The sequence below is a fragment of the Paenibacillus bouchesdurhonensis genome (assembly GCF_900155685.1).
In the GTDB taxonomy this organism is placed as follows: Bacteria; Bacillota; Bacilli; order Paenibacillales; family Paenibacillaceae; genus Fontibacillus; species Fontibacillus bouchesdurhonensis.
The window spans coordinates 1,304,933-1,331,917 of the sequence record NZ_LT732548.1; the positions used below are offsets into that span (position 1 = coordinate 1,304,933).

The 26,985-nt window shown below is 43.0% G+C and carries 21 protein-coding genes and 2 pseudogenes; 11 read left to right on the top strand and 12 right to left on the bottom strand.

The features are described 5' to 3' along the window. Positions 1-259 precede the first annotated feature (259 nt). From CZ379_RS10445 to CZ379_RS10475, 7 genes are all read left to right on the top strand, one after another. Positions 260-1,213, top strand: a complete 954-nt coding sequence (locus tag CZ379_RS10445) for a DUF1848 domain-containing protein (protein ID WP_110931577.1) — start codon at positions 260-262, stop codon at positions 1,211-1,213. Further along, positions 1,214-2,485 carry an MFS transporter gene (locus CZ379_RS10450; protein ID WP_110931578.1) on the top strand — a complete coding sequence of 424 codons (1,272 nt, stop codon included), beginning with the start codon at positions 1,214-1,216 and terminating at the stop codon, positions 2,483-2,485. Between the two features lie 205 nt (positions 2,486-2,690). Further along, on the top strand, positions 2,691-3,581 hold the full coding sequence (locus tag CZ379_RS10455) for a PRD domain-containing protein (protein ID WP_110931579.1): 891 nt from the start codon (positions 2,691-2,693) through the stop codon (positions 3,579-3,581). Further along, positions 3,582-4,079: a PTS sugar transporter subunit IIA gene (locus CZ379_RS10460; RefSeq protein WP_110931580.1), complete on the top strand. Its 498-nt coding sequence runs from the start codon at positions 3,582-3,584 to the stop codon at positions 4,077-4,079. Between the two features lie 294 nt (positions 4,080-4,373). Continuing rightward, positions 4,374-5,858 (top strand): PTS transporter subunit EIIC, encoded by a 1,485-nt coding sequence (locus tag CZ379_RS10465; protein ID WP_110931581.1) that lies wholly within the window; start codon positions 4,374-4,376, stop codon positions 5,856-5,858. 370 nt (positions 5,859-6,228) lie between these two features. Further along, complete coding sequence (locus CZ379_RS27045; RefSeq protein WP_199925561.1) at positions 6,229-9,927, top strand: cellulase family glycosylhydrolase; 3,699 nt, start codon at positions 6,229-6,231, stop codon at positions 9,925-9,927. Positions 9,928-10,354: 427 nt separating this feature from the next. Next, positions 10,355-12,244, top strand: a complete 1,890-nt coding sequence (locus tag CZ379_RS10475) for a sensor histidine kinase (RefSeq protein WP_110931582.1) — start codon at positions 10,355-10,357, stop codon at positions 12,242-12,244. A 46-nt stretch (positions 12,245-12,290) separates the two neighbouring features. Here the strand turns inward: CZ379_RS10475 and CZ379_RS10480 are convergent, their stop codons facing one another. The 4 genes from CZ379_RS10480 to CZ379_RS10490 form a co-directional block, all read right to left on the bottom strand. Beyond that, positions 12,291-12,536 (bottom strand): NHLP leader peptide family RiPP precursor, encoded by a 246-nt coding sequence (locus tag CZ379_RS10480; protein ID WP_110931583.1) that lies wholly within the window; start codon positions 12,534-12,536, stop codon positions 12,291-12,293. Positions 12,537-12,605: 69 nt separating this feature from the next. After that, positions 12,606-13,556 (bottom strand): class 1 isoprenoid biosynthesis enzyme, encoded by a 951-nt coding sequence (locus CZ379_RS10485; RefSeq protein ID WP_407668658.1) that lies wholly within the window; start codon positions 13,554-13,556, stop codon positions 12,606-12,608. A 272-nt stretch (positions 13,557-13,828) separates the two neighbouring features. Further along, a complete protein-coding gene (locus CZ379_RS26140; protein WP_199925562.1) occupies positions 13,829-13,975 on the bottom strand; it encodes a class I SAM-dependent methyltransferase in 147 nt (48 codons plus the stop codon). Between the two features lie 77 nt (positions 13,976-14,052). Continuing rightward, entirely contained in the window at positions 14,053-14,832 is a 780-nt protein-coding gene (locus tag CZ379_RS10490; RefSeq protein WP_199925563.1) for a class I SAM-dependent methyltransferase, read from the bottom strand. 523 nt (positions 14,833-15,355) lie between these two features. On the opposite strand from CZ379_RS10490, the gene CZ379_RS26145 reads away from it, so the two are divergent. From CZ379_RS26145 to CZ379_RS10505, 3 genes and pseudogenes are all read left to right on the top strand, one after another. Then, complete coding sequence (locus CZ379_RS26145; protein ID WP_199925564.1) at positions 15,356-15,523, top strand: hypothetical protein; 168 nt, start codon at positions 15,356-15,358, stop codon at positions 15,521-15,523. A gap of 260 nt (positions 15,524-15,783) precedes the next feature. Then, a pseudogene (locus CZ379_RS10500) lies at positions 15,784-16,082 on the top strand (transposase); the annotation flags it as partial. A gap of 127 nt (positions 16,083-16,209) precedes the next feature. Then, on the top strand, positions 16,210-16,593 hold the full coding sequence (locus CZ379_RS10505; RefSeq protein ID WP_110931586.1) for a hypothetical protein: 384 nt from the start codon (positions 16,210-16,212) through the stop codon (positions 16,591-16,593). A 99-nt stretch (positions 16,594-16,692) separates the two neighbouring features. Here the strand turns inward: CZ379_RS10505 and CZ379_RS10510 are convergent, their stop codons facing one another. From CZ379_RS10510 to ytaF, 5 genes and pseudogenes are all read right to left on the bottom strand, one after another. Further along, complete coding sequence (locus tag CZ379_RS10510) at positions 16,693-17,457, bottom strand: hypothetical protein (protein WP_110931587.1); 765 nt, start codon at positions 17,455-17,457, stop codon at positions 16,693-16,695. A gap of 418 nt (positions 17,458-17,875) precedes the next feature. Further along, positions 17,876-18,091, bottom strand: a complete 216-nt coding sequence (locus CZ379_RS10520; protein ID WP_110931589.1) for a hypothetical protein — start codon at positions 18,089-18,091, stop codon at positions 17,876-17,878. Positions 18,092-18,200: 109 nt separating this feature from the next. Then, positions 18,201-18,518, bottom strand: a complete 318-nt coding sequence (locus tag CZ379_RS27160) for a hypothetical protein (protein WP_407668659.1) — start codon at positions 18,516-18,518, stop codon at positions 18,201-18,203. A gap of 104 nt (positions 18,519-18,622) precedes the next feature. Further along, a pseudogene (locus tag CZ379_RS27165) lies at positions 18,623-18,865 on the bottom strand (transposase); the annotation flags it as partial. A 343-nt stretch (positions 18,866-19,208) separates the two neighbouring features. After that, positions 19,209-19,823, bottom strand: coding sequence for a sporulation membrane protein YtaF (gene ytaF, locus CZ379_RS10535; RefSeq protein ID WP_110931591.1), 615 nt, complete (start codon positions 19,821-19,823; stop codon positions 19,209-19,211). Positions 19,824-19,980: 157 nt separating this feature from the next. Between ytaF and tatA the strand changes: the two genes are divergently transcribed. Continuing rightward, entirely contained in the window at positions 19,981-20,184 is a 204-nt protein-coding gene (tatA, locus tag CZ379_RS10540; RefSeq protein WP_199925565.1) for a twin-arginine translocase TatA/TatE family subunit, read from the top strand. A 126-nt stretch (positions 20,185-20,310) separates the two neighbouring features. On the opposite strand, the gene CZ379_RS10545 is transcribed toward tatA, so the two are convergent. The 3 genes from CZ379_RS10545 to CZ379_RS10555 all read right to left on the bottom strand — a co-directional run bounded on the left by CZ379_RS10545 (position 20,311) and on the right by CZ379_RS10555 (position 26,950). Beyond that, positions 20,311-22,830: a methyl-accepting chemotaxis protein gene (locus CZ379_RS10545; RefSeq protein WP_110931592.1), complete on the bottom strand. Its 2,520-nt coding sequence runs from the start codon at positions 22,828-22,830 to the stop codon at positions 20,311-20,313. Positions 22,831-23,649: 819 nt separating this feature from the next. Beyond that, entirely contained in the window at positions 23,650-24,819 is a 1,170-nt protein-coding gene (gene norA, locus CZ379_RS10550; RefSeq protein ID WP_110931593.1) for a multidrug efflux MFS transporter NorA, read from the bottom strand. Between the two features lie 130 nt (positions 24,820-24,949). Further along, on the bottom strand, positions 24,950-26,950 hold the full coding sequence (locus CZ379_RS10555) for a beta-galactosidase (protein WP_199925811.1): 2,001 nt from the start codon (positions 26,948-26,950) through the stop codon (positions 24,950-24,952). Positions 26,951-26,985: the final 35 nt, after the last annotated feature.

Genomic DNA, 26,985 nt, shown 5'->3' on the forward strand with positions numbered 1-26,985 from the left:
AGCGCTTCCCCTCTCTGTTTACATTCATTTACCGATCATGTTGTTGATCACTTTTGTTATGACCTCGCAGTTTCGGCAAGAAATTTAGGCATGGCTTCTTCAAAAGGAAAATATGTTGCCTTCCTGGATTCTGATGATGAAAACTGGATTTTACGTGGCCTAAGTTTGTCTATTTAGGGAGAATTATATTTCCAGGTTTGTTTAACAAAATTAAAGTTAATACCCCTGAGTTAAATTTATGGTAGCAAGGAGTAGTCGTATGATTATCAGTGCCAGCAGAAGAACAGATATTCCGGCCTTTTTTGGAGAATGGTTTATGAAACGGATCGAGGGGGGGTACTTCTACAGGATTAATCCATTCAACCCAAATCAAGTCAGCGGATTTAGCCTGAAGCCCGAAGATGTGGACGTCTTTGTCTTCTGGACGAAAAATCCAAAGCCGTTTATAAAACACCTAAAAGCGTTGGATGAAAAAGGTTATCGATATTACTTTCAATTTACATTAAACGATTATCCCAAAGCTCTTGAGCCTTACGTTCCATCCATTGGACAAAGAATCGATACCTTTCAAACCTTAAGCCGTCAGATTGGAGCAGATAAGCTGGTTTGGCGTTACGATCCAATTCTCATTAGCAGCATTACGCCAATTTCCTACCATTTGGATAAATTGCAGCACTTATCCAGCCAGTTCAAAGGATATACGCAAAAATTAGTGATCAGCTTCATGGATTTTTACAATAAAACGGAGAAAAAAGTAGAAAGGCTTGAAAAAGAACACCAGATCAGGGTTTCAGATATCACCTTGCCTGAGCATAAAGAGGAACTGGAGAAATTCGCAGATGCCATTCGTGAAATAGCGGCCAGAAACCAAATTCAGGTTGAAACTTGTGCTGAAGCATTGGATCTGGATCATTGCGGAATTTCACATGGGAGCTGTATAGATGCCTCTCTCATATCGTGTCTTTTTGATTTAAATTTAAATTATCGTAAAGATAATAATCAACGTGAGGCTTGCTTATGCACGGAATCCGTGGATATGGGGGTCTATAACACTTGCAAATTCAATTGTGTATACTGTTATGCAGTTCAAAGTGAAAGCGCGGTTAACAAGACGTTAGAAAAGCACAATCCAGACAGCCCTTCGTTGATTCATACGTATGCAGGGCAATTTGAGATTAGGAAAGAGATAAGTCGCAAAAAAAGGGAGTTATAAATGAAAAAATCCTTTTATTATTTATGGGGAAGCCAAACGTTATCCAATATCGCGGATTTATTATATACGCTGGCATTAACTATGATGATTTTAAAGGAGAGCGGTTCAATTATCGTTACGACGCTAATTCCTTTCTTTGTAGTTATATCCCGTTTAATTAGCGGCCTTTTTGCTCCACTTATGATTGAAAGGTTCAGGTTGCCCTCACTAATCTTGTTATCTCAAATGAGTCAGTTTTTTATTTTTATCCTGCTTTATATTTATGTAACTGCCTCGAAGGAAAACCTTAATATATTTATCATTCTTGCATTTGTATTCACTCTAGCATTTCTGGATGGTTGGACAATGCCTTCAAGAAATGCGTTGATCCCGAGATTAGTTGATAATAATGCCTTATTAAAGGCAAATGGGATTATTTCCATTACCGATCAAGTTGTTCAATTTGGGGGGTGGGCATTAGGGGGGATCATGCTTATCATCATTGGCCCTCATTATATGCTCGCGATTATTTCCCTTTGTTATGGCATTACCGCCTTTATTACTTTATTTATTGATGACCCTACTGAGCCTCCGCGAAGGCACTTATGGGATTTGCGAGTTAATCGTAAAGAACAAAGAGAGCTTACTGACTCTCATTGGAAAGAAATGAAGGAGGGCTGGGTCGCCTTATGGAAATCTGCGCGTCTTCGCTCACTCCTGTTTATGGATGCCACAGAACAATTTGGGGGGGCCGTATGGGCTGGCCCATTTATTTTAATGTTTGTGTTAGAAGTATTAGATAAGAATGAACAGTGGTGGGGATATATCAACGCAAGTTATTTTGCAGGTGCAGTAATCGGGGGATTAATACTAATTTCTCTTGTCAAGCAGATTGAGAAGAGAATCGTATTATGCATGCTAGGTGGAACGCTAGGGTATGTCATTGTTACAGTATTGTATGCTGTAAATTCCAATGCATTTCTTACATTGTTTATTGTATTATTTACAGGCCCTCTGACAGAACTGGCAAATATATGCCGAAGGACAATTATGCAGAGGAGTGTTGATAATAGCGTATTGCCTAAAGTTTTTAGTGCCCAATATGTTGTTCTTAGTTTAATTTATGGTTTATCTCTTTTGATGATGAGTATATTAGCTGATTCATTCGGGATAGCGACGGTCTATATCATTGCGGCTGCAATTAGCGGCCTCGCTGTCATTGTAGGGTGGATGAACCGAAAATCCTTCACTCAGACAAATCAGCCGGAACAGAACGCCGCCTCAGTCAAATAATTATACCCGCCGATGAATGAACTCATTGACGCTGATCTTCAATTGCTTTATCATATGCTCTATAACCACTTCGTGGTGGCGTGTTACCGTTTCGGGCATGAGCCAAGGGGAAGCCTTTATTTTCAAAGGTTTCTTCTTGGCTCTTTTATTTTTTGCTAACCCTTTTGCCAAAATCAGTTTAAGCTTATAGAAGGGGGGGATGTAGATGAATGGGTCGGAGACGTTTAAGGTCATTCGGGTCATCGGCAACAATGTCGTTATGGTTCACGGCAGCGGGAAAAAAGAGCTTGAATACGTAATACTTGGCAAAGGAATCGGCTTTGGTACGAAAGTAGCTGGAACAATCACATCGGATGATCCCCGCATCGAGAAACTGTTCAAGCTTGAGGATCGAGAGCAGTGGAACGAGTACCGCCTGCTGGAGGACTTTGAACCGAAGGTGCTGGAAATAACCGATCAAATTCTGAACAGTATCACTAAAGAGTTTCCGGGAAAGCTGAATGATAAGGTATACCTTGCACTTCCCAGTCACATCCAATTTACGATCTATCGGATTCAGAAAGGGATGGACATCATTAATCCATTTCTCGAGGAAACGAAGATCAGCTTTCCCAAGGAATATGAAATTGCATTGAGGGCGGCGGATATGATCGGCAAGGCGTTCGATATTGAAGTGCCCGAGGATGAAGTCGGCTTCCTGACGTATCATGTTTACTCTGCCGTCAGTCACGTTCCAGTGGGACAACTGGTGAAATCCTCCAGTATGGTGGGGCGTCTTATCGAAATTATCGAGCAGGAACGCGGTATCGCATTTGAAAGCGGTAGCATGGATCATGTCCGATTGCTGATGCATTTACGTTTTTCGGTGGATCGAATCTTGAATCACTCGGTGAATGTAGATAATCCGTTCGCGGAACAAATCAAAAACCAGTTTATCAGCGAGTATAAGCTTGCAGGTCGACTAGCCATGGAAATGGAACAGGATTTGGGCAGGCTCGTACCAGAAGCAGAAGTTTGTTTTCTGGCCATGCATCTATACCGTTTATTTCGAGGACGGAAACAAAACAAGCAGCAGCGAACTAAGGAGGAATCATAAATGTTTGAACGCTTTAAAAAGAAATCCAAGAAAGAGGTTGAGGTTCAATCTCCCTTAACCGGTATAGCGGTGCCACTATCCGAAGTGCCGGATGAGGCATTTGCCGGAGGATACATGGGGCAGGGAGTCGCTATTGAACCATCCGAGGGGCGGCTGATCGCTCCTTTTGACGGTACGGTTGCCCATGTCATCAATACCAAGCATGCCGTTATGTTGGAGGACAACGCAACTGGCCTTCAATACCTGTTTCATATCGGCATCAACACCGTAGGTTTAAAAGGAAAGGGCTTCACAAGCCAAGTAGAAGTGGGGGATTCGGTTCAAGCGGGCCAAACGCTTATTGAATTCGATATCGATGTCATTAAGGCAGCCGGCTACCCTGTGGTCACGCCGATTATCGTAACCAATGCCGATGAGCTGGCCTCATCCGTTGAAGGACAAACTGGAAATGTTACTGCAGGCAGGGATTTTGTCCTGAATATCAGTCTAAAACCCTAGAAAGTTATTTTTTGTTATTGACAATACGGTAGGTCTGAATTATTATAACAGCAACAAATGAATACGTTTTAAGGCGTGTTACCATGAATGTGGGCATGAGCCAAGAGGATGCATAACTATTTAGCTGTAGTTGTCGTTCTTCTTGGCTTTTTTTATGCAAGGAGGGGATTCGAAAGGGCTTTTCGTTACTGGTTGGTAGGGGAGAAAGCCGATGTTTACTCGGTACATAATGTAAACGTTTTCAATCCAATGCTAAAGTAATGCTAATTTATTGAAATCGAAAGGATGATAGACATGCTGGCGAAATTGCAAAGGCTAGGGAAGGCTCTCATGCTGCCGGTAGCTACACTGCCTGCGGCAGGTATCTTGCAAGGGCTTGGAATGATCGATTATCAAAATGATATTCCCCTAGGGGCTCTCGGAGGATTCCTGAATCAATTCGTCACCCCCTTTATGACCTCAGGCGCTCTGGCGATCCTTGACAACTTGCCATTTATTTTTGCGATCGGCGTTGCGATCGGATTTGCCGGAGACGCTGTTGCAGCTTTATCGGCGTTTATCGGATATATGGTGCTCACGCGAGTACTTGCTCAAGTGCCGCTGCAAATGCCGTTCATACCGGATGACGTGAAGCTGAATATGGGTGTTCTCGGTGGCTTCTTTGTCGGATTATGGTCAGCTTACCTGTATAACAAATACCACAATATCAAGCTGCCGGATTGGCTCGGTTTCTTTGCCGGCAAACGATTCGTGCCGATTGTCACCGCCGCTTCCACGATGGTGCTCGCAGTTCTGATCGGTATGGTATGGAGTCCGATTCAAAACGTGATCGCCGATTTCGGCAACTGGGTTGTGGGGCTTGGAGGCATTGGATCTTTCGTATTCGGGACAGCCAACCGTCTGTTGATTCCGCTGGGCCTGCATCACGTGCTTAACTCTATCGCCTGGTTTCAGATTGGCGATTATACCAATGCCGCTGGGGAAGTCGTTCATGGTGATCTGTGGCGCTTCTTTGCTGGAGACCCGACGGCAGGAATGTTCATGTCTGGCTTTTTCCCGATCATGATGTTTGCGATGCCTGCGGCGGCCCTGGCGATTATTCACACCGCTAAGCCATCCAAGCGCAAGTTCGTCGGTTCCATCTTTATGGGGTCGGCCCTGGCATCATTTTTAACGGGGATTACCGAGCCGCTCGAATTCGCATTTATGTTCGTTGCTCCGGTATTATATGTAGTTCATGCGCTCTTGACAGGTCTTTCCGGTTTCATCATGTACGTGCTGGACGTGCATCTAGGCTTCGCGTTTTCAGCTGGTTTGATCGACTATCTGGTGAATATGAAGATGTCCACGAACGCTTGGCTGCTCATTCCGGTAGGTTTGGCCTTCGGTGTGGTTTACTACTTCCTCTTCCGGATTCTGATTACAAAGCTGAACCTGAAAACCCCGGGACGCGAGGATGACGACCATGAAGAAGAGGAATCTGCTGATCAGAGTGCAGGGACAGCCGTTGGAGCAGGCGCCGGCACAGCCTCGACAGAATCTAAAGCATCGAAAGCGGTCAAAGTGCTGGAGAATATCGGCGGTGCGGGCAACATCGTAAGCATCGACGCATGTATTACCCGTCTTCGCTTAATCGTGAAGGATGAGAACGAAGTGAAGGACTCCGAATTGAAAAAGCTTGGCGCATCCGGTGTTATGCGCCTCGGCCAAGGCGCAGTTCAAATTGTCTTTGGACCGCAGGCTGAATCGATTAAGGATGAGATTAAAAAGATAATGTAAGAGAAGCAAAAAGCGGGCGCTTGCCCGCAACAGGCTGTCGAGATTTTCTCGACAGCCATTTTTTTATACACAAATTTAAGCAAGTTTTAATAGCATTAATCCGTGGGTCTGAAGAACTATGATGTTATTTTTGTTATGATAACTATTGACAATTATGATAACAAAAAGTAAATTTGACATGACTACTTTTAGTTCTTGTTTCTTTCCCATGTGATGTGCTGGAGCAGGAGGAGAGCGCTATTAAGCATGAGGGATGGAAATTTGGACAGATACGCTATAAAGGAGGAGGGAAGCAGAAAGGCCGTTTTGGACAACTAGATGAATCGTGAGGTGTAATTAATAAATTTATCTGATGACTTGGAGGTAACGAATGAAGAAAATATTAAGTTGTGTGCTATTGTTAGGGATGCTTGTTAGTATGTTGCCGATTAGTGTAAGCGCTTCATCGAATATTGCGTTTAATAAATCCGTGACTGCAAGCTCCGTTGAAGATTCAGAAAAGGCGGCAGCTTTTGCGGTAGATGGCAGCTCATCGACGCGGTGGTCTTCACAATATGCTGATCCGCAGTGGATCACCGTAGATTTGGGCAGTACTACCGCGATAAATGGCGTGATGCTAGATTGGGAAGCAGCTTATGCGAAGTCCTACCAAATCGAGACTTCGACCGACAACAACAATTGGACAACCGTATTTTCCACTTCGAGTGGAGAAGGCGGAATTGACAGCATTTCCTTTAACACAACTGATGCAAGGTATGTAAGGATGTACGGCACAGAAAGAGGGACTGAATATGGATACTCCCTATGGGATTTTGAAATTTATCCGGTAGGCAGTGACAATGGCAATACCGGGGGAATAGTTTCAGGTGAAGTTTACAAAATATCAGCTCAGCATAGCGGGAAAAACCTGGATGTAGAAGGTGGTTCGACTACAGACGGAGCGAACGTGCAGCAGTGGTCGGATAACGGGAATGCCCACCAGCATTGGAAAGCAATTGAGGTTGGCGACGGCTATTATAAGTTGATCGCCCAGTCCAGCGGTAAAGCGCTGGAGGTTGCCGGAGGCTCTACTTCTGATGGAGCAAATGTGCAGCAATGGACTGACAACGGCTCACCGAATCAAAATTGGGAAATTATTGAGGCTGGCGACGGATACTATAAATTAATCTCACAAGCCAGCGGTAAAGCTTTGGATGTAATTGGCGGGCACACCCATGACGGGGCAAATGTTCAACAATGGACGGATAACGGCAATGCCCAGCAAAAGTGGAAATTCACGCAGGTTGATACGGTATCGGATACAACAGCACCAACGGCACCAACGGATCTGCAAAGCTCGTCCAAGACGAGTACATCGGTAAGTCTTACATGGACGGCGTCGACCGATGATGTAGGCGTAACGATCTATGATATTTACAACGGAACTACTCTGGCAGGAACTAGCGCGGAGACGAGCTATACGGTGACGGGTCTCACGGCCGATACAACATACAACTTCACGGTAAGAGCCAAGGATGCCGCAGGCAATGTTTCTGAAACCAGCAATGCGGTCAGCGTTAAGACGGATAATAATTCTGCAACGCCGCATGAAGGATTTTATATCAATGGTACGACTCTTTATGACGCCAACGGAAATCCTTTTGTGATGAGGGGCGTAAATCATGCTTACACATGGTATAAAGGTCAAGAATCTGTTGCGATTCCTGCGATTGCGGCAACGGGAGCTAATACGATTCGAATTGTACTGTCCGATGGTCAGCAATGGACCAAAGACAGTTTGTCCGCTATTCAAAATCTGATTACGTTGTCGGAGCAGAACAAGCTGGTCGTTGTTCTTGAAGTCCATGATGCTACCGGATATGATGATTTTGCGATGCTGGATAAGATCGCAGATTACTGGATTGAAATGAAAAGCGCGTTGATCGGAAAAGAAAAAACAGTCATCCTCAATATTGCCAATGAATGGCACGGTACTTGGGATGGAGCGGGCTGGGCAAATGGTTACAAGTCAGTTATTCCAAAGCTCAGAAACGCTGGCATCAAAAACACCATCATGGTCGATGCCGCTGGCTGGGGGCAATATCCGCAGTCGATTTTTGACTACGGAACTGAGGTGTTCGATGCTGACCCGCTTAAAAATACGATGTTCTCTATTCATATGTATGAATACGCGGGCGGGGACGCTGCCACAGTAAGAAGCAATATCGATAATGTGTTGAACAAAAACCTGGCTCTCGTCATCGGGGAGTTCGGAATCAGACATACGGATGGAGATGTTGACGAGGCCACCATTATGAGCTATTCACAGCAACAAGGCGTAGGGTATCTCGGGTGGTCATGGAAAGGTAACGGATCTGGCCTTGAATACTTGGATATGTCTAACGACTGGGCCGGTACAAGCTTGACAGAACAAGGACGTGCAATTGTTGAAGGGCCGAACGGGATCAGAGCAACATCCCAGCTAAGCACGGTTTATAGCGGCGGTTCAAACGATACTGAAGCACCTTCCGCGCCTGCTGGCCTTACGGGCACATCAACGACTTTTTCATCGGTGGCCTTGAACTGGAATGCATCGACAGATAATGTCGGAGTTACAGGATACAATGTATATCAAGATGGAAAGCTGGTCGCAATTAGTCCGTCGACAAGCCATACAGTCACGGGGCTAAAAGGCAGTACAGCGTATACATTTTCGGTAAAAGCTATCGATGGTGCCGGCAATCTATCTGATGCCAGCAATCCTGTGAATGTGACTACGTTGGAAAGTAATGATAAAACGCCTCCTACGGCTCCAACAGGACTAAAAGTTGTACCAGCAATTACAACTGCATCTCTGTCCTGGACAGCATCTACCGACGACATTGGCGTTGCAGGCTATCATATTTATAAGGATGGCGTATTAGAAGCTACAAGCACCAGAACCAGCTTTATCGTATCTGGTCTGGAGGGCAATACAACCTATACTTTCACGGTAAAAGCGTTTGATGACGCGAACAATTTATCTGCTGACAGCAATGATGTAACCGCTACCACGGGTGATCCTGACCATATTCAAACGATTGACCCGGGTGCTATCGCCGATTATGATACCTGGTACGTTGGCATCAACGGGGCTGACGAGCCAGCGTCCGGAACAGTTGCTACGCTTACAACACTGGACAGCGGCGGACTGGATATGACGTTTAACCTTCAAACAGAAAACTACCCCAGTTTTCAAGTCGATCCAAGTCCATCTGCGAATTGGAGCTCGTACAGTAAAATGAACATCATCGTAACGAATCCGAACGCCAAGGAAATTCAAATGCAACCCATTGTCAAAGACGGCGATTGGGAATGGGTAGAGCTTGGGCAGTATATTAAAATTCCGGCCAAAACGACGATCATGGCTGCTATTCCGTTAGACGGTCTTGCAATTAAAGAAGTAAATCGAATGATCTTGAGAGTGCAGAGCGGCGGTGGCGGCTTTGCTGGAAGCGTACAACTGCACACAATTGATTTTGATCTGGAGCCAAACGCTTATGCGGCCACTATTGCTGAGATGAATCGTCCAAAGACAGCTAGCTACTATCCATGGGATTTCGTGGAGTCTTCCTTCACAGGGAATGTATCCACTGGTTTGGAGGGCGAAACGGTTTTTGTCAATTATAGTTCCTCTTTAAGCGATACTGTAGCGGCTGGCGCTGCAACGGAAACGAAGCCAGGACTCGGAACTGGTGATGACTGGTCCCAATACTCAAGCCTCTCTGCTACTTTAACAAATACGGGCAGTGATGCTATCCGTGTTGCTTTGGTGTTAAAAGCAGGCAGCGGCTGGGTATGGCAAGAGTCGGGCGGTCAAACGGAAACAGATTCAACTACCGAACGCATTATAGCTCCTGGAGAATCGGTTGAAGTGACGTATGAGCTCAATTCCCCGATTTGGAAATCGGCGGCAACAGATTGGGTAAATAACGCGACTGTATCCAACCTGACGGATATTCGAGGGATCTTATTCAAGGTATATTTAGGTGCTGGCGAGACGACATCGGCTGGAACACTGAATATCACGGATTTTAAACTTAATTTCTAGTTAACAAAATACTAAATAAGTGTGAGACTGTCGAGATTTTCTCGGCAGTCTCTTCGTGTTCAGAAAGACTGCCCGGCTTTCTTATTAAGCCGCAAAAATGTGTAAGAGGGATGATCGTATAAGCAAAGCTGAAGCGAGGACACTGCCCGAACAAGCGTTTTCGACAAACATGAAGTTATTTCGGAATGGGTTCTCACTTACCTTTTTATCTATGCTCTGACGCAAAGTCGTGGTATATTAACACTTTGAAGCAATTTAAACCAATATCCATCTGATGTTTGCAAATATAGGAACCTCCTTGTAAATGACAATATATGATAAGATTTTTTTGGATTTTTCCAGAATATTGAAGGTTTAAGAGAGATTATATCGAATAATAAAATGAGGGAATTTGAAATGTCCTTATTTTACTGGCAGGGGTGCTGAAATGAAGGGGTTATTCAAAGGAATAGTCATCTTTTTTGGATTATTGCTCATTGTATATTGTGTTTTTCTATTGGAGAATTCTGGTGACATAAAATCAACTGAACAAACAATAGGTAACTGGGAAATTGCATGGACAAGCGATAGTGATTTAGATCTTAGTGAGCAAAACTTGGATAAACTTGATTGGATTCCGGTTTCTACACAAGCCCCAGCACCTGAAAGGCCTAAGGATGCAGATACTCAATGGATAAAAATTGATTTACCCGAACTTAAGCTAGAATTATCTACGGTTCTTATTAGTAAGATCTACGGAAAACATATTTTGGCAATCTATAATGGGGCTAAGATCTATGAATCTGATCGCAGTTTTAATTATGAGATCAATAGTGTGCTTTTACCCGTGGATAAAATTGATTCCGAGAAAACTCTTTACATTGGGGTATCATCTCAAAGGAGAATAGGAATTCCAAACGAAATTCAAGTTGGTGAATATCAAGAACTACTAAAAAAGTATGTTAAAGGCAATATTTCTGATTTCATTTTGGGAAGCACACTTATATTTATTGCAGTAATTATGTTAGCTTGCACTGTATTTCTGAGATCAGACAATCTTGTAATATGGGTATCTCTCTGTGCTGTATTTTTATCTAGCGGTGTAATTGTAGTTACGTACTCATCCTTTTTATATTGGTTGTTTGAGGATTTGGGTAAGGTATATGTAACTTTGTTTGATGCTGCATTATTTATCTTGCTGCCAGCATTTACATTTTTCTTCGAGAGAGTGTTTGGTTCTGGTTATTACTCAATAATTCGAAAGTTTAGAAATTTTCAAGTAGTTTATTCGGTAATTTGTACATTATTGCTTATTCTTAATGAGCTGACATCAGGCAGAGCATTTCCTATATATAATTTAATATCACAGGAATTTCTCGGTTTTATAATAATTACCCAGTTTGTATTGCTATTAAGCATTGTGACTATTTATACATTTCAAAAGAATAAAGATGCGGTTATTTTTAGTATAGGATTTCTAATCTTAGCAGTGTTAGGAATTGGAGAACTAGTTTGGTTTTATTCTCAAAATTCATATTATGATTTGTATTTGTGGAAATGGGGCGTAGTATGCTTCCTGATTTCTTTAATTATTATTCTTGGAAGAAGATTTGCTGAAAATCATGAACAAGTGGTTGAGTACTCTAAGCAGCTAGAGATGTTCAATAATGAACTGCAGCGTTCTGAGAAAATGGAAATTATCAGTGAAATGGCTGCTTCTGTAGCTCATGAAGTGAGGAATCCATTACAGGTCACCAGAGGATTCATTCAATTATTAGCTGAAAAGCACGAGAATTCTGAGAAGGTATATTTGCATATGGCTCTGGACGAACTTGACCGTGCATCGAATATCATCACTGATTTTCTTACTTTTGCCAAGCCGGAAGTAGGAAAGGTGGCTACGTTAAACTTACTGCAGGAATTCATACATATTGAGGGAATATTAGTGCCGATGGCTAATTTGCAAGGAGGAAAAATCGCGGTAAACATTCCTGACAATCTACTGATCAAAGGAAACTCTTCAAAGTTTAAACAGGCTATTATTAATATCATTAAAAATAGTATCGAATCTCTCCACGGGGAGGGAGATATCCAGGTATGGGGATATAAAGAAGATGAATGGGTATATATCCATATAAAAGATAACGGCGAAGGGATGGATTCTGATGTATTAGCTCGACTTGGTGAACCATACTTCTCAAACAAGACAAAGGGAACAGGACTCGGCTTGATGGTAACGTTTAGAATTATCGAGGTTATGCAAGGGGAGATTACTTTCCTGAGTGAAAAGGGAGTAGGTACCGAAGCAATTATTCGCTTCCCGTCTAGAGAAGATTGACGGGAAGCTTTTTTTATAACCTTTGTATTGCTATGAAAGATATTGGTTAGCTCCACACAGCATTCGGCTTGATGTCGCTCTTAATTACATCCGACGGATTTGGGGGAAGAACAAGATAAAATTCGTCGGAACTTTCTTCAACTGTCTTAACCTTGATGTGATCGGGAATTGTAACCCCGAGCGCCTCCTGGATTGCAGCCTTTGGGTCGGCTAGCAATTTGGCCTTGAAACTAGGGTCTTGCCAAGCTTTCTGAATAATTTGCGTTTGAAGGAGAGCTCCTGATGTTGTCATAAGATCACCCTTTCTCAGAAAAAATGGTTATAAGTGCTTACATATTATAACATTAGTCACAGTTATAATCTAGGAATTAATGATTTTTTTCGACAGCCAGTACTCTAATCCGCCCTTTTCTAACAATTTCCTGTCTGTTTCGATCTGATTTGCGCCTTGTTGAACATTTTGGTAGAGAAACTCATGAAAGTCATAAAGATGGCGAGCGTTAGGCCGGACTGTTTCTAGGGACCGATGATGAGCTTCGACTTGGAGTGCGTATTCTAGTAAAATGTCTTCCGTATAAATCGCGTGCCGAATCTCCTCTGGTGTAGGTCGCTGATTCTCAGGCAGTTGCTTCTTGGTCTGAATTAGAGCGATAAGGCAATTATAGCTGCCTTCCTTCAGATCCTTCTCCCAATCCATCCAATCATCCAACATTTGCAGCGTAATGAGCACGGTATCTACGTTGTCTTCAAGCAAAGGAATCATTTGCTCCTGGCCAGACAGCAAGCAAATAGCAGCTACGGATAACTTCACTGGTGCAGCCTTATGAGCAACTCGTACGGGATGCTCTAGAAAGAAGTTATTGCTGTTCTCGTGAGTGACAGCATCGGCCCATTCGCTGACATATTTACGAAAGTATGACCAGAATGGGGAGCCCGTTGGGAAGTATTCTCTGTAAATGCTCATAAACTCGAAGTGAATAAGGTCGGCTAGAGGCAGTTGATGCTTGAACCTGGCATCGGGATTATCCATCAGATCATCGATCAGATGATAGTACAGCATCCCGAAAATGTTTGCTATCGCTATTTTGCGGCAGTCGGCGCTAGATACTTCTGACTTCTCCTGCAGCCAGAACGGTAGAAGATAGCAAATGTAATTTTTCGAGCGATGCTCCTTCATGACATGGAACTTATCAAGAAAGTCACGGGCTGGTTGGCTAAAGGAGGTAGGGAATGCGGATAACAACTTGTCCGCAACAGCGAACGCTTGCTGCAAATCTTCTTCATAATTGGAAAGCCAGAGCAAATTAAACACCTCTCATCAAAGTTAAAGCCCCGGTATACCTACAATATTATCGTTAGGCAAAGAAGACGAGAGTAGTCCGGTTATTATAATTATAGCGTATATGAAAAGTTTCAAAAATACAAATTTGTGACTTTTGATCTACATTGCAGGGCTAGCGTCATGTAGAGAAACCACCGTAGTTGCGGTGATCTGTGTGTTCTAGCAGTTTTATCATTTAGAAAAATAAAACAAACCCTTTAATCGAAAGGATGGGTAAATAATTTGAGATCCAATCTAGACAATCATATCCACATTGCCTTGCCGCCAAATTCGGCAACGAATCGTCCGCTCTCCGGTAGGATGTTACTTACATAAGCTGCGACATCCTCGGCGTCCTCAATCCAGTGCAAAGCTGCATTGGAGAATACCGCATTCACTTTCTGATCCATTCATTTTTTACAATAAACGGTCTGCTCCAGGGAGACTTACCGAAGGAGCAGATCATATGGCAATTGAAATTATCTATTTAGCACGATACCTGCTTCACGGCCACGATGCGAATTCGTTTGTAATCCGCTAACCAAGTGCCGTCTTTGTATAACACAGGTCTCGCTGCATCGCAAATATGTTGAAACGCCTCAACTTTTTTGCTTTCTGTAAAATCACAAAAGAACTCATCTGCGGCTAACCCGTTAAGCCAATGGAACAGCCCATTGTCGCCATCCTCTAGCGGAGTAGGCCGATCAAAATGCACCGCATAGGTGACACGAAGGCCCTTCGATTCAAGCAAGGAGCTATATTGGCCAATACTTGGGAAGAACCAGGGATTGCGCTTCTTGGCGTCGATGCCGTATTGCTCGGACAACACCTTGTAGATGCTCTGGACAATCATATCCACATTGCCTTTGCCGCCAAATTCGGCAACGAATCGTCCGCCCTCCCGGAGGACGTTACTTATGCAAGCCACCACATCCTCGGCGTCCTTAATCCAGTGCAAAGCTGCATTGGAGAAAACCGCATCTACTTTCTGATCCAAGGAGAAATCGGCAGCATTGCCGACCCTAAAATCAAATTGGGGATACTTCCGCTGGGCTTGCTCAATCATCGAGGGGGAATAGTCCATCCCGAGCACGGAAGCTCCAGTCTTCTGAATCTCATAGCTTAAGTCTCCGGTTCCGCAGCCCAGATCAAGAATAACCTCTCCCGGCTGCGCTTGAAGCTGGCTGACGACATCCTTGCCGAAATTCGATACAAATCCAAGCTTCTGATCGTACAACTCCGGCTTCCAATCATGAATAGATCCCATAAATGTACCTCCTCATAGGTTAATGCGGGTGATAAGACAATTCCTTTTCTTGTTATATCATTGCATAAACTTGTAAATTGATTAAATATATAATTGTAATATCACTGATAGCTTTCACCTATTAAGAGGGGGTTCATCATGTTCGTATTTATTTTCCAAGCTGCAAAGAAGAAGGGTATGCGATTAGCTCAGTTAAGAGGCAAACTCCGACACTAATTGCTTCCTCAGCAACGAAAGAATCAACCGAATCTGAAGATGACGTTATGTTCGATCCCGCCACAAAAACACTTTATACGAAATACGGAAAGAAAATCAAATTGGCGCCTGATCATATTGAGATTTCTTCACAGGATATGTCAATCATACTCCATGATCAGAGTGGCATTCATATTGTAAGCAGTAAAAACATTAATCTTAATGCAAATAAGATTGAATTGTCTGGAAGCGGGAATAGCATAACATTGGATGATAAGAAGGTTTTATCTGGAACAGAAATTAAAATGAATTGAATGGAGGAGCCGTCTTGGATAAACAAGAAGCCTTGTCTCATTTTTATAATGAGTATTTCATTCCTGAATTGGCAGTATCCATAGAAGAGGCGGAAACGAAATTTAAGCAGGATCAAGCTAGGTTAACCTTGCATGTGGCAAACTCATTTAGGAAAATTTGTGTGCTTATTGATGCTATTTGAATGGGATGAGGTTCTTGAACTTGGAGAAGAGGTTTATTGTGATAATAAACTATATATCATTGTTTCCCGCAAGGGATCGATGGTATCAGGAATCATGAATTGTCTTATGAATGCGCGCTGCCCGATGGCATAACCGTAAATAATCGGGAGTGCCGTCGGAGGAAGAACCTTAAAATTCATCGAAATCAGGTTCGAATTCACTTAGATATGGATAAACAGCAGAACTCAAATGAAGCCCGCTGGTTTCCCTACTCAGCTGCAAAAACGCCTTACAGAGCTTCTGTAACAAGTGGAGAGCCGCCTATCCCAAGTTAGTGAAATCGCTTCAGGAGAACCCGCATATCCTCACGTTTTACAGCTATCCTGAGTCCATACGCAATTCAACCAATCTCATTGAATCGTTTAACGAACAAATTGAGCGATACACCAAGCGCAAAGAGCAGTTCCCACATGAAGAGGCGCTTTTGAGAAGTTCCTGGTTGCTCAGTTTGAAAGCTACAATCAACGCTTTGCTATCCACTGTTACGTGGGTTTCGATAAGGCACGATCCGAGCTTTAAGATATGTTCTCCGCCGTCAAAGACTGACTTTATGTTCTATAAGATAAGCAATTAAATCATCCTTTTTTTAGATAAGAATATAATATATAGTTATAATGGTATTAATCACTTTCAACGGAGGGAAATAATGATTAAAAAACTTAAATTTATTCTTACTTTATTTTTTTCACTATTGATTTTAGTTAGTTGTAGCTCTGGAATAAACTATATAGGGGAAGGTAAATATTGGACTGGAAGATATAATGTGACTATAAACACAAAAAGTAATACTCAACAAGGAAAATATATTTTTATTTATAGAGGACAATCGAATTTTAATAACAATATTGATGATTTAATTATTGAAAATGGAAATAAAACAACGAAATTATCTAACTTTGGTTTAATTAATGGTGAGATGAGTATCCCTGTAAATTGCTCTGGATGCGCTCTTCCAAAAAAAGAAGATCCTATTAAAATAACAATTCGTTGGGATAATAATGAAGAATCTTTTGAACTACTGAGTAAATAAATAAAATTACTTCTATTGTTCTATCATTTATTACATTAAAATATTAAAGAATGGCGAACAGCTTTTTAAGCATGTTCGCCACTTTTTTAAATAAATATATTATTGTGTGAGGTTATTTTGATGATGTAATGTCCAAGTAGAACTTGTCCCACGTTCAATTGTTATATATGTGTTTACACCCATCTTAAGATTTGTTTCGAGAGCTGGCCAGGAAGACGGGGCTGTATAAGAAAATGTATTTCCACTTGGATATAAGTTTCCTGATGATCTGGAAACACCAATCCCACTACCTTGGGCATTTCCACTAATTCCATATACAACTTTACGATCAGATAAAATATATCTAGAATCTGATTTATCCCACCCACCACTTACAGAATCTAACTTATAAGCATATACATTATTATTTAATGTACGTGTATAATTTACTTTAGAATACGCTCTTAAACCATAGCCCGAATCCCATTCCTCTTCTTCTTTACTACCGAAAGGTCGAATAAGATTTCCATTTTCAGAACTATTATAATCATTGGTAATAACTAGAAATGAGACTTTGCTAAATGTCTCTACTAGCTCTTCCCCATTCTGAACAGCCAGTAACTTCTGGGTTGTTGTATATTGTTTAATATTATCATTATTATCAGAAGGACTTTGAACAACAAACAAAGCTTGTTCCGAATCGTTGGTTACATCAGAAATGCCATTTTTAGCTCGATCAAAAAGGACATCTAAATCTGTAATTTCTTCGGCCTGATAGATCACGGTTCCTCCCGAATCAGCTTTAGGTTCGGCAAAGCTAATACTTCCGAATGAAGAGAAAAGAACTACGACAAGTGTCAAAATAAACAACTTTTTTGCTTTCATTTACAAATCTCCCTTATGTAGTATTTTCCAATCCCATAAACCTTAATATAAATATTTAGGGAAGTAAACCATATATTGTATTTTAATTCTTTTCACTTACAAAAATAGAACTTAAGGGCCATGTACATTCTCCATGATTCTGAAAGACGCATTAAAACAGTTTTTAGCACATGAAATCTTTGTCTCCCCATCCCTAATTTGGTATATAATGCGTGATAGATTAGTTCCTCTCTAACAAAATACTTTTTTTCAACGATGATCAATTGTTCAGGATCAAGCTGAGCTAGAGATCTTACGACAGGATACATCATTTTTTCGATCTCGCTGAGCTCTTCTTCATTCTTTCAACTTTTTCGAGAGTCCTTATTACTGCACTTTCAGTTGAGGGAGTACCTTGAACGAGTACCCGGTAGTATTGCTATAAGTAGCTGTAACCTTGGGCAGATAAGTTTCCCGCTGCTTCCAGCCAATTTTTTCGTTTCATTCTTTGATAATGATCTTTAAGTCTGTGTTCAACGATAAGCTGATATTGTTCTCTCAACGCGACAGGAATATCTAGCTCAAGTTGTTTAACATCTTCGGAATCAGAATATTTACCGATACCGATTAACTCTAGCTTGTCTTCTGTCTCCAAGTATTGCTCAATAATATGTGCCTTTTCTACTATTTTGAATTATCTTACGTCTTCATCATCTTTTGAATTTTTTGATATCTTATACATAGCCAGTCCGTTGGTATTTGAGTCACGTCATGATTTTGTGCCCGAGCTTCCAATTCTTCAAAATAATCCATGGCTGCTTCCGATAATGATCTAAATTCTCGGCGATCCACGCCCGGCCCGACAATATATCCAAGCTTCTTTGCATAAAAAGAAATGCTTGATCGATATCACGATCCTCAGTTGCTATCTTTAATTGTTGTATCCCTGCACGAATTACCCTGCGGAGTAAAAGTTGTTGGCTTAGTAGACCAACGTAATATTTAAAGCTCTCTGGATTTGAACTGGGTACACTGTCATGTAATCTTTTAAGGAGAGCGTAAAATATTTTGTGTAAACTCATTTTAAGCAATCCCCCGAGGAGAATTTTGCGTTTCTGACGTAAGTAGCTACTGATACGCTCCGGAAAGAAGACGGGGAGCAGGAGCAATATTATCCCCAAGTGCCTGTCCATTTGCGGGTGACATCCATCGTGACTGGGTACAGCATCTTCAGCAGTTCCTCGTCCGTCGGAAAAGATGCTCTTGACCTTGGTTACCTTGCTCAGCTGGCGGTGGTAGCTCTCGATATGTTGCGCGTCGAGTTGCGGATCTGGTGGATGATGCACTTCCAAATCTCGGCCTTCGGATAGCAGGCTGTTATCGCTTCAGAGAAGCCGGTCAGGTTATCGACACACGCGACCAAGATATCCAGATCATGTGTGTCGATACCATCACTCTTCGATAGAATTCGGGAAATTGATCGCCTCCCAAAACCATTTTATTTAACTATCTACTTGATGGATAATGAATAAATTCTTCAAGGCACAGACCTTATGGTGATTTAAATTATTCTATTTAGTACAATAGCTGCGTTACTTACGCAAGCCATCACATCCTCGGGATCCTTAATCCAATGCAAAGCTGTATTGGAGAATACCACATCCACTTACTGATCCAAGGAGAAGTCGGCAGAGCTGTTGTCCATGCGGGTGATAAGATAATTCCTTTTCTTATTATATTATTTTATAAATTAGTAAATTGGTTAAATATTCTCAGAACATTTGCCGAAAACCGATAAAGATCAACAACAATCCCGAAATTACCGTCGCCCGATTCCCTAGCTTCTCGGCTGCAAATTTCTCCCCAAACCCGGCGCAAAGAGCTAATAGAATAAAGCTGAATATCCCAACAGACAGCGAGGTATACCAAATATTCAATTGGGTAATTCCTGCATTGAATCCTCCGGCGAGTGCATTCATAGCTAGAGCAATTCCTAGCAAAATCGACTCGGCTAAACTAATGGATTTTGAACTGTCAATATCCGCTTCTTCTGGATTTTGCAGCAGTCTGGTGAATGAGCTGGTCGGGGATGTCTCCTTGGGAATTGGTTTTTTTTCTACATAAGGCTGAAGCAGCACCCATACGCCGACACCGATGATGACGATGGTTCCAATCAGTTGGCCGATCCAGGGGGAGATCCATGTCGATATTAAATTTCCGAACAAACCGGAGATCAGGGTAGCCAAGAAGGATATGATTGCAATAGCCAGGTTCGAGTACCATGGAATGCGGATTTTTCGGACGCCGTAAGCTATTCCGACTCCTGCATTATCCAGATTGGATGCCAAACCGATCGCTATGATCGCTAACAGACTGTAGGAACTCAAGAGGTTCACTCCTTTGCGTCGCTTTGATCACAGCATATGCCCAGGGGGCTGTTTTGGTTTCTCCCCCATTGATTTGCTGAAAATAAAGAGAAAAACTCCCTTTCTACCGTATAAAGTAGTATAATTTACAATAAGATATATCTGAGGAGTGATAAATGTGCTTGAAAACTTGTTGCGGCCAACACATCTGCTGTTGCTGGTCATTGCCGCGCTCCTGTTGTTCGGTCCCAGCAAACTGCCGGAACTTGGACGCAGTTTTGGCACGATGTTAAGGGAGTTCAAGAAAGGCGCTCGCGGAGATTTCAAAGAAGAGGAAGACAAGCCGCAGGAGATCAAGTCCATCGAAGATACAAGCAAATGATAAGATAGAGATGAGGCGCCGGGAAGGTGCCTTTTTTGTTGCCTGAAAAACGGAATAGATAATATTCGCTTCACTCAAAAAGGGCTGTGCATAAGTCAGCGAAATAACTTATGCACAGCCCGCCAATTATTTTAATTTAAAAGCACTGATATCTTCTTTAATCCTTGTGATGCTTTCCATTAATTCTTCAACTACTTCAAGATTTTGAACTAATGTGTCTGCTAATTCATCAGTGACTGCTGTCGTAATTACTGTTTTATCCAAAATTTCTTGTGAGTCGGTACTAATGAGGTCAACCGCATTCACAATATCTTCTGTGCTTAACATCTGTCTTGTGATTTGATCCATGAGATTTGTAATATAAGCGGTGCTATGTTCTGTTGACTCTTTCATATTGCTAATAATATGAGTGAAATGCGTTGCAATTCTTGTTGTATCCTGGACATGGGATTTAACATCTTCATTGGCAGATTGCACTTGAGCTATTTTATTATTAACGTTATTAATAATCTCGCTAATTTTCTGTGTTTCTAAACTTGTAGCTTCGGACAGCTTCTTCACTTCAACGGCTACCACTGCAAATCCTCTACCTTCCTCGCCAGCTCTGCTTGCTTCAATGGAGGCGTTCAAGGACAACAAGTTAGTCTGGCTGGCAAAATTCTGTATGGTGACCAATACCTCTTCAATCGCTTTCGCATATTCGATCAGTTCATGAATTTCATCGCTGGATCGATCGACACTTTGTGATATCCCTTGAACATTGCTATTCAATGTTTCGATATTATTGACGCCTTCTTGGACACTGGCTAAAGATTTTTCAGAGATGTTCTTCGTAGCGTTAATTTCATTTACGGAGCCTTTGTTAGTTTCCAATATTTCATGCAGGCTCGATAAAGATTCTTCTGTGTTTGCACTTTGATTTGTAACGCTATTTTCGATCAATCTGAAATGTTCCTGTAGCTGCAGTATCCCCTCTTTTTCATCTTTACCGTTCACCACAGACTGAATAACGCCATAAACAGCTATGTTCTTCTCATTTACTTCCAATGTTAGATCTTGTATTTTCTGCAAAGTGTCGCTGAGCTGGTCGCTAAATTGGTTAAGGTAATTAGAAAAAAGTGAAAACTCATCCTTGGAGGTAATTTTAGCACGTGCACTTAGGTTTCCTTTTCCCATTTCTTGCAGCAGATATCGGAATTGATCGACATTCCTTTGGATACTACGAGTTATGATGAATAAAATGACCATAACTATCGCAATCGCCGCAATGCTTAAAATGATAATCATCGCTCGCAAGCTGTTTGCACCGGCTACCATGTCGTCAGAAATTTTCCCATGGATGCTTTCAATGACGCTGCGCACCTCGGCTACTAAATTTATATTCTCATTGATTAATTGAACCAGCGTTGAATTTATTGGCTGCAATTCTTCTAGGATGTTCATTTTCTCATCCATAATATTTATTGCTTCTGTTGGTGTTTCATTACTGCCGAAGTAACTACCAAAGCCCGACTTCATCTCCTTAATAATTGAACTGATCTCTTGATATTGATTTGTAACCTCTTCGCTCCTGCCTTCGATCACAGCTCGATTATATTCATTCAAAAGCTGGTTAATCTGATTGGCGGCATTGCCGAAATCATAGCGTTGATCTAAAGCGACACCTAATGAGATATTCCTGGGATGAACAGCTGCATCGAAGTATATTTCAAAAGAAACCTGATCATATTCATTTAAATGGATGTCTGCAGTATTTATCTCAATGCCGATCTCTTCCCAGGATGCGTTTGCTGCTGTAAAATTGTTAGCGATTTTAAATGCGGGCTCCCCTTGAAAGGTTGTATACTCAATTCCATCGAGCGCAGAACCATAGCTCCGCTGTGTTGTAAATTCTGATACTTTTGCAAAGTCTACTGCAGTTTGGGATGACTCGTTCAGAAGTTGAATTTTGGTTAAATAGGCTGTGCCTTTGTATTCTACAGAATCGCCGCCGATCCGGGCTAATAGCTTGTCGCGATCCCCTTTATCCGGGATGTCATTGATATATCGATATTTACTATAGGTTACTCCGTCGATCGTGTCAGAATCCTGTAATAAAGGAGCAGTATTCAGCATAGGAATATCAATCCAGCTTGGTATCTTGTTCAATAAATCCCTTTGTTCCTGAAGGGAGCCTTCATTTTCAATCAGTTTTTGAAAGATTCCGGTCGATAGATCGAACCCGCGTTCATTGGACAGTTCAATAATTTCTTGCATGTTCGATTTATTTTGAGCTAACAGCGCCCCTAAGTTATCCCATTCTTCTTTGTACTTGCCATTTGGATTGTTCGTATTAATAATGTTAAAAGCTTGGTCGATGTTAGCATAGATCTCGTCTAAATAATTGCTATCTTTAGAGGAAACATACATGACGTCCAAGGTTTCATTCTGTTCCGATAGTCGATTAACTTGGCTCATATGGGTTGTCATTTCATAGCTTTGATTGTTGTTGCCCAGCATAGTAAGCGACATTCCGCCAATGAGTAATATAATGACCAGACATACTGCACTCAGGAACATAAGCTTGAACTTTAGTGAATGAACCAGTTTTGTTTTGATTTCCCCGTGAACTACGGATGTTTTTTCTCTAGATGATTTGTTTTTCATGCATGAATCTCCTCTTTAATTATTGATTGTCCTTAATCGGCCTAAATAATTTTATGAACCTTCCTTGTTAGTCGATCCATAAAAAGAAACCCTAAATAAAATGATATAAAAGTACTGCATTTATACTTATCGGCTTAAGTTTGATATATTTTTAGAAAAAAACTGATATTTGTTATTGTTAAAGTTAGTGAATGAGATAACCAAATAACAAATTGGGTTCGATCTACATAAAGGGGGGCATTGTAGAATAGGTGCCCATACAAAAGCAGCGATCGATTTCCATACAATTCTGGAAATCAATCGCCGCTTATAATATGTCTTTTAATACGCCTTGATTAAATTATATGTCGTAGTTCCGGCAAAAGGTGGAGGAGCTTTGGATCATCCAGCCGGATGGCATGTTGTATGATATTTTATTCAAACTAGTTGCTATATAGGCGGACTATTATAATGGATGTGAGGGCAAGAACGTAAAGTGTTCCTACGATCGATGTTGCTCCTTGGAACACCAAGTATTTGTGCACTAAATGGAAATGATGTATCTAACTATGCTCTAAACGAATGCTTCAGGGGATGAGATGGATTTGATGCACCTAAAATCAAGAATCCAGCTCATGATTATAAAAGCCCCTCTTCTAACGATATGAAACCCATTTAAATCTACTTTTCTTTCTATGTCGCTGAAACTAACTACCATAAATGCATTAATATAAGTGAACTATTGAAATAAATTCGGGGCAGCTTTCCTTCAGAAGGCTGCCCCGAATTTCCAGAAACATTTTATTCTCTTATCATCTGTATCTCATTCCTTAGTTCATCTTACATAGAGTGATCTTGAAGCTCCGGCTTCTTCCAAAATAGTGCGATTACTGTTCCGATCAACAGAACGATGGTAGCGAAATAGTAGGGATAGTTCAAGTTGAGATCGAACAGCGCGCCGCCGATGATCGGGCCGAAAATGTTGCCTATGCTTGTAAAAGTGGAGTTCATGCCGCCCACGAAGCCTTGCTCATTCCCGGCAATCTTTGATAAATAAGATGTGATGGCCGGTCGCATTAAATCGAATCCAGTAAAAAGGACGAAGGTCGTCAGCAAAATAATGAAATAGGTGCTTACGAAGGTCATTAGAAGCACGAGAACGGCCGAGATCCCAAGACAATAGCGGATGACATTGATTTCGCCGATGCGTTTGGTCAGGCGGTCAAATAGCAGGATCTGGGCTACCGCGCCGACTAGCGCACCGCCGGTAATGACGATAGCGATGTCCTTTGGCGTGAAGCCGAACTTATGGTCGACGAACAGACTGAAGAGCGACTCGAATGCAGCAAGACCGAATGATGACACGAAGATCAATATGAAAGCGATGAAGTACATCGGAATGAAAATACGACGCAGTCCGCTTTTTTGACTTGACTTCGATGTTCCTTTATCTGTACGTTCTGGTTCCTTCAGCAGGACAAAAGAAAGAATCGCGGCGATGCCGCCGAGCACACCGGCGGAATAAAACGGGATACGCGTGCCGATTTCAGCCAAAATCCCGCCAAATCCCGGCCCGATGATGAAGCCGGTGCTAATCGCCGCCGACATATAGCCAAGCGCTTTGGATCTGGTGTCGCTCGTTGTAATATCCGCGATAAAGGCAGTTACCGCAGGCATAATGAATGCCGCGCTGATCCCGCCTAGCATGCGGGAGATAAATAAAACCTCCACCGACCTCCCGATCCCGAACAGGAACTCCGAGAAGCCGAAGATAAACAGGCCGAGCACAATCATGATTTTACGTCCGTACTTATCCACCCAACGGCCGGCAAACGGAGAGATGATGAGCTGAGTTATCGCAAAGGCCGCCACCATATAACCAACGACGGCTCCGGTAATATTTAGCTCATTCATAATTGTCGGCAGTACCGGAATAACGAGTCCGATCCCGAGAAAGGCGATAAATAAATTCATTAGCAGGATAGCTAGTGTGATTTTTGGGCTTCTCATACATAAAACTCCTCTAAAAATTCATGCTGTAAGAACAATCAAACAAGTGGAAACTTAATTTAAGGTTTCATCCATAGACCTAATATTATACAGCAAAAAACCCTATATCCGCTATAGGGTTTTTTTGTACTTATCCCAAACTAATCGCCCTGTATCCAAACGCCTCCACAGTCACCATTCCCGCTGAAAGCTCATCTCCAGTCACGGCATCCTTACCTGGAGACGTCAGCGTAACGCTTCCTCCACAGCCGTCCAAATTGACGACGATCCACACGGTTTGGCCATCTGCTCCAAGCCTTGGCGCAACGATGGTGCCGGGCGTCACGTCCGTTTGTAGCGCCACCTGCGCTTTATCGGCGTAATGCCGGATGAGCTGGTGAAGCAGCCGATCGCCATCCTCGCCGCTTGGCATTGAGCCAAGCATGACGATTGTCCCCTGCCCATACTGCTGCTCGGTTATAAACGCCAAGCCAGGTGTCAGCCCTTCGCTGATCTCGCCCACCACGGACGCGCCGCCTTCCAGCGGCTGAAATACCGCGCTCCATAGCGAGAGCGAAGTCGATATGCCAAAGGCGCGACCGATTGATCCCGTCCCATCCATGGGATACGTAAATACCGTCTTGACGCCCGCTAACTTCTCTAGTTCACCTAGTCCCGCATCCGTATGAATCGTGTGCTCCTCCGTACGCCCTCCGGTTAGCGGCCCAACGACCCAGATGCCGCCCCGGGCGGTGAATTCCAGTGCCCGCTGCAAATAATCGGTGGATACGTAGGGGAGAAAAGGAGTGAATAACAGCTTGTATCCGCTAAGATCGCCTCCTTCGGGAAGGACATCGCGATGGATGCCGAGCGAAAGTATTCGATGATAGAAATCATTCACCAGCCCCCGATGATCCAGCTTCCGGTGCGGCTCTGTCTTCAGGTAAGCTTTTGCTGTATCCGAGTATGTCATTGCCACTTCCGCTTGAACGGGAGTTGTCTCCAAGAGAATCGCCTCAAGCTCCCTCTTGGCGGCCTCTACTTCCAGCACCTGGCGATGGCCGATCGTCGGCTCGCCCCAGGCGCTAACGACAGAGCCGTGCGGCTGTTCGCTGCCCGTGCGCTGCTGCCGCCACAGCCAATAGCAAAAAGCCCCGGCACCTAAGGCATAGGCCGCTACGGCTTCTGCCTTCACATACCCGCTCGGATGCGGCGTGGCATAGCTCTCCAACGAAGCCGCATAGGACGGGCTTGTCTCCATGATCCAAAAATCCGTACCCGGCTTGAAATTGCGCCACAAATCACAATTGAACAAGTATGCGTGGGCATTTTCCTTAGACGCATAGGTATCGAAGGAGGCAAAATCGAGATATTTGAACAATCGTTCATTGTCGACGTGAAAGGCAACGCTGCTATTATGCGTAATCGGTGCGGCGGAATAGCGCCGAATGATCGCCGCCTGTTCATCCGCGAATTCCGCGATCTTCTCCATCGAGAAGCGCTGATACATCGTCCTAAGAGACGAATTGTGCAGGAAGGGGGCCGGCCCCGGCTGCGGCACCTGGTCAAACCGCTGGTAAGTCTGGCTCCAGACGTTCGTGCCCCAGGCTTCATTCAGTCTCTCAACTGTACCGTATCGCTCCTCCAGCCAGTGATACCACAAGTCTTTGCATGTACTGCACATGCACTCCGCCACATGAGCCTTGAACTCATTATCGAGCTGCCAGGCAATGACGCCCGGCAAGGAACCGACAGCCTGGGCGATATGCTCGGTAATGATAGCGGCCCGTTCCCGGAAATATGGATGATTGGTGCAGGCATGCTGCCGAGCACCGTGATTCATCACGATGCCGTGCTCATTCACGTACATTCGTTCCGGGTGGCCATGGCTCAGCCAGATTGGCGGCGTCGGCGTCGGGGTGCACATGACCGTATCGATGCCATGCTCGTGCAGCAGCTTAATCACATCGGCAAACGAGCTGATATCGATGCGTCCCTCCTCCGGCTCAAACACAGACCAGGCAAATTCCCCGATTCGCACGACATTGATTCCCGCCTGCTTCATAGTAGCGATATCCTGCAGCAGCACGTCCCGGCTCCATAGCTCGGGATACAAGCAGGCGCCATGGTAAAGCTTCTTATTCAACAACATCGCCGCCTCTCTCATAGAAATATGCTTCCCTTGTT